A 1107-nucleotide genomic window follows, 5' to 3' on the forward strand; every position below is an offset into this window, starting at 1 on the left:
TCGCTATCGTGTCTTCGCCGACCTCGAGCGCATCGCGGGCAAGTTTCCGCGCGCCATATGGCGTTCCAACGGCCGCGCCGAGGAAATCACCGTCTGGTGCTCCAACGACTATCTCGGCATGGGCCAGCACCCCGACGTCATCGCCGCGTTCCAGGACGCGGCCGGCAAGATGGGGTCGGGCGCCGGCGGCACCCGCAACATYTCCGGCACCTCCAACCCCCTGGTGGAACTCGAGCATGAGCTTGCCGACCTGCACGGCAAGGACGCGGCCCTGGTCTTCACCTCCGGCTTCGTCTCCAACGAAGCCTCGATCTCGACCATCGCCCGGCTCTTGCCCAATTGCCTGATCATCTCGGACGAACTGAACCACGCCTCGATGATCGAAGGCGTGCGCCGCTCCGGCGCCGAGAAGAAGATCTTCCGGCACAATGACGTCGCGCATCTGGAAAGCCTGCTTCAGGCGGCGGGCCGCGAACGCGCCAAGCTGATCGTGTTCGAAAGCGTCTATTCGATGGATGGCGACATCGCACCGATCCGGGAGATCGTCGAGCTCGCCGAGCGCTACAATGCCATGACCTATATCGACGAGGTCCATGCTGTGGGCATGTACGGGCCGCGCGGCGGCGGCATCACCGAGCGCGAGGGCCTGGCCGACCGCATCGACATCATCGAAGGCACGCTCGCCAAGGCGTTCGGCACGCTGGGCGGCTATATCACCGGCACCAGTGCGGTGATCGACGCGGTGCGCTCCTATGCGCCGGGCTTCATCTTCACCACGGCGCTGCCGCCGGCGATCGCGGCCGCGGCCACCACCTCGATCCGCCATCTCAAGCGCTCGCAGGCCGAGCGTGACGCCCAGCAGCAGCAGGCGGCGCGGACCAAGCAGATCCTGTCTGCGGCCGGCCTGCCGGTGATGGAGTCTCCGACCCATATCGTGCCGGTGCTGGTCGGCGATCCCGAACTCTGCAAGATGGCCAGCGACCGCCTGCTCGGCGTGCACGGCATCTACATCCAGCCGATCAACTACCCGACCGTGCCGCGCGGCACCGAGCGCCTGCGCATCACGCCGACGCCATTCCATTCCGACACGCTGATCGCGGGACTGCA

Annotated in this window: 1 protein-coding gene; it reads left to right on the forward strand. The window is 66.5% G+C overall.

What is annotated here, in order from left to right:
- Positions 1-1107 (forward strand): 5-aminolevulinate synthase (gene hemA, locus AC1DPX_RS35050; RefSeq protein WP_477242588.1); only part of this gene is annotated, 1107 nt, incomplete at both ends.

The organism is Mesorhizobium sp. 01N446, from assembly GCF_056399285.1.